The organism is Candidatus Pelagibacter sp. (assembly GCF_052049775.1).
Classification (GTDB): Bacteria; Pseudomonadota; Alphaproteobacteria; order Pelagibacterales; family Pelagibacteraceae; genus Pelagibacter.
Genome location: NZ_JBNGZH010000037.1, coordinates 1 through 5,415 on the forward strand (window position 1 = coordinate 1; position 5,415 = coordinate 5,415).

Annotated in this window: 3 protein-coding genes and 1 pseudogene; all 4 read right to left on the reverse strand. The window is 23.6% G+C overall.

What is annotated here, in order from left to right:
* Window positions 1-405: pseudogene (locus ACTT83_RS05375) on the reverse strand (hypothetical protein); the annotation flags it as partial.
* On the reverse strand, window positions 405-1,118 hold the full coding sequence (locus ACTT83_RS05380; protein ID WP_440919079.1) for a glycosyltransferase family 2 protein: 714 nt from the start codon (window positions 1,116-1,118) through the stop codon (window positions 405-407). The pseudogene ACTT83_RS05375 and the gene ACTT83_RS05380, both read right to left, overlap by 1 nt.
* Window positions 1,111-2,583 carry a hypothetical protein gene (locus tag ACTT83_RS05385; RefSeq protein ID WP_440919080.1) on the reverse strand — a complete coding sequence of 491 codons (1,473 nt, stop codon included), beginning with the start codon at window positions 2,581-2,583 and terminating at the stop codon, window positions 1,111-1,113. Before ACTT83_RS05385 ends, ACTT83_RS05380 begins: the two co-directional genes overlap by 8 nt.
* Window positions 2,576-5,415: hypothetical protein (locus tag ACTT83_RS05390; RefSeq protein WP_440919081.1), on the reverse strand; the 2,840-nt coding region annotated here is incomplete at its 5' end. The genes ACTT83_RS05385 and ACTT83_RS05390, both read right to left, overlap by 8 nt.

Here is a 5,415-nt window from a genome sequence, read left to right on the forward strand (position 1 = left end):
AAAATCAAACCATATCCTTTTAATTTTTTTAAAATTTTTTGTGGTTAGATTAGGTTTCTCTATTGATGAATATCTTAAAAACAAATTCTTGGAATGATTTTTTTCAATTAAATAAATTTGTTCAGAAGCAATAAGATTCAAAAATAAAAAATTAATTTTTTCTTTGTTCAAAACTTTAAGCACTTTTTCAGAAAATCCAGTACTTTTCATATCAACAATTACAAAAAAATTTTTTAATTTTTTAACAGTTTTGAAGAAATCTAAACCATTTAAAAAAGGGTCGTGTGATATAATAACTTTATTTCTGTCTGATCTTAAATCTATTTCAATTCCTCTTATATTGTTATCTAAAAGAGTTTTTAATTTCTTTAATTTATTTTGTTGGTGAGCAATATATATGGCCATTAATTATTTAGTTTAATTTTTATAATTCCAACTAATTGTTTGAATGAAAGGGTACAATTAGAAAAAAAATTTTTCTTCCAAGATGAGACTCCATGCAATCTTTTATTCTGTGTCACTGATAATCTTATTATTTTTTTTTTTTTTAAAGAAGATATTTTGTTATATAAATATAAATCTAGCATTAAGTCTTTTGGTGGATTTTCAAAAAGATTTAAAATATCCCTGGAAAAAAAATTTGGCTGTGCATTAATATCATGTAATTTTTTAAACAAAATAATTGATGCTATAATACTCATACACTTAGTAAAAAAATTTTCAGAAAATGATCTTTTTTTTCTAATTCCTTTTATTAATAAACTTTTATTCTGATTTTCTGGATTTTTTATTAAGTTATAAACCTCATTTAGAGTGTTTAGCTCATATTGAAGATCACCATGTGTCCAACCAACATAATTACCTGATGCAATATTCAAACCACTCATAATTCCGTTACCCCATCCTAGGTCTTCAGCAATATTTATGAAAATTATATTTTTAAAATTTACTTTTATTTGATCAATTATTTTAGAAGAATTGTCAGTTGAACCATTATTAACTATTATAATTTCAAATTTTTCATCTAAATTATTTTTTTGAATTTGATCTAATAAAATCGGAATATTTTTTTCCTCATTATAACAAGAAATAACACACGATATTAGTTTATTACCCATTAAAATAATTATTCCAATAATTAAACTCTTTTAAAAGTTTTGGTGTGCCCATATTGATATATGTATCATCTACTAATGCTGTTACTTTCAAATTCATTCTGATCGCAGAAAGAATAAGGCTATCTATATATATTTCATTATTAATTAATTTATCCTTAGATTTATTATAGCACTTTTTAAAAATTTCTTTATTCTTAAAATAAAAATTTCCAGTTAATCTACAAGAGTTTTTTACTTTTTTACTTTTTAAAAATACATTTTTAACTTTACAATTTTTTGTTACTTTAACCCATGACCCTTCTGAAGTTTCAGAGTCTGTTTCATAGTTCTGAGTAACAAAAACGACTATATCTGAATTTTTTTTTAAAATATCAAATTTCTTGATATTAAATAAAGAGAAAGAATCACATGAATTAATAAATAATGATTTTTTTGGTAAAATATTGGGCAAAGTTTTAAAAACAGTATCTGCCTGACCTTTGGTTTTATTTGCTAAAAGAACAACATTAAAATTCTTTTTTAATTTTTTTACTTTTTTTAAAGTAACTAATATAATTTTTTTTTTTGATTTTAAATATCTTTTTATAAACTCTATCATTGGAGTTTTATTTTCATCTAATTTAATCAAAAATTTTGTTATTTTACTATTTTTAGATAAAAATCTTTTATTTAAACCTGCTGCAGGAATTATTATTTCATCAGCAAAAGAATAATCATTTATTTTTTTTAAAAAAATTTTTTTATTCAAAAAAAAATATCTCCACTTTTTATAGATTTCAAAATAATCCGGCTTTCCAATGTGTGAAAAATTTTTGACTAATTTAATCTTTTTTTTTTTTAATATATTAAACGACAATGAAGGAAAGTATTCATTATTTATTTTTATATTATTATTTATTAACTCATTTGCACTCTCCACGAGGTCTCTTCCATTTCTATAATAAAATAATCCAACTGAAAGGGGTTCATTCTGCCATCTATTAGTAAAACTTTCTTTTTCTTTTATTTGAATAATATTAGATCTATCAGTTTTACAAAATGCATAGTTATTATTGTCCTCTGTAAAAGGATGATATCCTTTATAACAAAATACATAATTACAATTACGGTCTATCTTACTATTTTTTTTCCATGTCCAATTTATGTCGCAATAACTAACATAAATTTTTTTCATGTTTATTATTTTATGTTTTATTGAATAAAGTGTGTAAAGCGGTCCATAATTATGAGGCTTTATAAAATATACTTTTGAATTTTTTATTTTTTTTAAAAAATTAAAATATTTTTTTTCTAAATCATCTCTGACAATAAAGATTTTATTTATATTTTTTGGAAAATTACCAATTATTAAATCAATCATTTTGTTATGTGGATCAACTGGAATAAAAGGTTTAAGGGTTTTATATCCCTCTTTTACAAATCTTTTACCATATCCAGCTAGCGGGATTATGAGATTGCTAGACACTTTTAAGTTTATTTTTGATTAGGATTATATTCTTTTTATATTCATTAATATTTGACGATTTTACTAAGGACCAACCTGCTAAATAATCAACACCAAATTTTTTGCACATAATTATATTATCTCTATCTAGTCCACCGTCTACTTCTATCTTTAAATTTCTTTTTTCTCTCAATGCAAATTTTCTTAAATTTATGGCCTTGAATAATATCTGTTCATTAAAAAATTGACCTCCAAAACCTACTGGTACACCCATTAAAACAATCCAATTGATATTATGTTTTACTATTGTGTTTAAAAGGTTTTCATCTATTGTTTCATCAACTTCTAAAAAAATTCCAGCTTTTTTTCCACATTTTTTGATCATTATGAGCGCATCATCAATTTCATTTTTGTTAGTTATTGACTTACGATGTATCCCAATTTTATCTGCACCTAGCTCTGCATACCTATGTATATAACTTTTTTCTTTTCCATAGTGTGGGTTCATGGTCATCAAATGAACATGCACTTGATTAGATTGGTTAAGTTCCTTAATGTAACTAACTTTATTTTCAACATTTAAAACCCTATTAATAAATTTTCCATCTCCTACATCTATATGAAATCTTTTAAGACCTAATTCTAAGGAGGATTTAATAATATTTTTGTACAAACCTCCATATTCAACCTCAATCGGCGAAGGTAAAAACACCGAACGAATTTTTTTTTTATTAATATTAATTTTTTTATAATTATCAATCTCTGATATTATTGAATTAGTAATCGATTTAATTTGTAGATTATCATAATTATACATTTTATATTTAAAATACTTAATGTCTAAATCTGTCATTGCTGGAGAGTTGATATTTCTCATAATATCCAAACATTTATACTTCAATGAGTCTTTGATTTTTTCTTTTGCCTTAAAAGGAATATTTTTTAATTTGTTTCTAATTAAATAAAGTTTAGTTTTTTCATTATCATTAGTTGATGCAACAACTGATTTAAATTTTTCAGGTAAATTTGACACTAAACACTGCAAGAAATCACCTGCTACATTTATTTTTTTACATCCAATGACGGCTCTTTTAAGTGTTTCTGGGTGACTTCTTGAGGTACCATGTAGTACAGCTGAAATCATGCCAAATTTTTTAATATTTTCAACCCATTGTTCTGCGTTCTCAACTTTAACATTCTGATCATGACCATGATGAGTTGTTCCTAAATTACCAATTATTAATTTTGGTCTCATATTCACTAGCCCAAAAAAATTTTCATTTAATTTTCGACCTAATGTTTTGGAAAAGTAAATCATATCATTTACTGATGGAATAAATACTTTTTTATTATTACCAACATAACTAAGTTCACTTGCACAAAATTCAAAATCAAAAATATTAAAATTATTAATTACTTTTATTAGATCTATTTCATAATTTATTACCTGATTAAATAATCTTTTCTTCTCTAATGAAAAATTTTTTTTTGTATTTTTTTCTAATATATAAGAGCCATCAAGTGTATAATGAGTCAATAAATTATACTTTTGTAAATCTTTTAAGAAATTTTTTGCTCTACCTTTTGGTTTATCATATCTAACATCTACATGATCTAATCCAATTCCAAATAAAAAATTTTTTTCGTCCTTAATATAAATATCTCTAGCAGCTTTATATGTATTTACTAAAAATTCCTTACCACCATTTTTTAATTTCAGGTATCCCTCAATTGTAGATTTTCCATTCTTTGTTTTTGGGCCAAGCGCATTAAATGATGATTGAATAACTACTGGAGAATTGATTAATTGCGCTGCCTCTAGATAAGCTCTTTGATCAAAGGAATTCTCTCTAATATCATAAACGTTACATGCTAAGATAGATGAGTCATCTTTTTTAATTGATAACCAAAGATATATGTCTGACAAAATAGTTGGGCTTATATTTGTAAATGAATTTAGTGAAATTTTTTTTTTATCAGTCTCAATCTTATCGTTCCATAGCGACTGAATATCCAATGAAAGATCTGCAAAATTTTTTTGAATAAGTAGTGTAATACCTTTTCTTACACTTCTATTTTTACACAACAAAAGTGTTTTTAAATCTTTTCTTAAAATGTTTTGAGAAACATTAAAAAAACTTCCTTTTGCAAGAAAAATTGAGCCATCGAACGCTTTAAACAGTTTTGTTTTTGTATTGACAAATTTTACAAAATCTAATCTGTCTTTATCAATTTTATTATCATAATCTATTTTAGATTTAGAGAATAATTCTGATTTATCATCTTTTAAAATCCAATTATTTAGTAAATTTTCCAATCTCTTTTTTAAATCTCTATTATATAATTTATAACAAATAATATAATTGCCTATTGAGTAACAATTTGCTCCTAACGACAAAACAATATTATGAAAATAATCCCTTTCACCAAACTTGGAAAATCTATGTATCCAAAATGCTTCTTCTTTAGAAAAAATTTCTAAAATATCAACTGCTGATATTGTTGTTTCTTCTCTTTCTGTAAATACATGCTTGACCTTGTAATATTCGCCAATAAAATTAAAATACATAAAGTTGGTTGGAATAAAAACTTTGATTTTATTATTTTTTTTTTGATTGATAGAGAAATTCTGTTTTAAGTTTTTTTTCTTAAATTCAAACAAGTAATCACTATAATTCTTTCCTAGGTCTCTATTAAAATTAATTGTTTCAACTCCCCCATCCCAAAAAATATCAACAACAAATTCTTTATTTTTAATTTTAATTATTAAATTTATGTCTTTTCCTAATTTATTTTTAATTTTGTTTAATCTTAATCCAATAAAAAAAGGTGATTTTTTATAATAAATTTTAT

What these genes read in the sequence shown, in the direction of transcription:
- ACTT83_RS05380 (WP_440919079.1), bottom strand. Translation starts at nt 1,118, where the DNA reads ATGGGTAATAAACTAATATCGTGTGTTATTTCTTGTTATAATGAGGAA.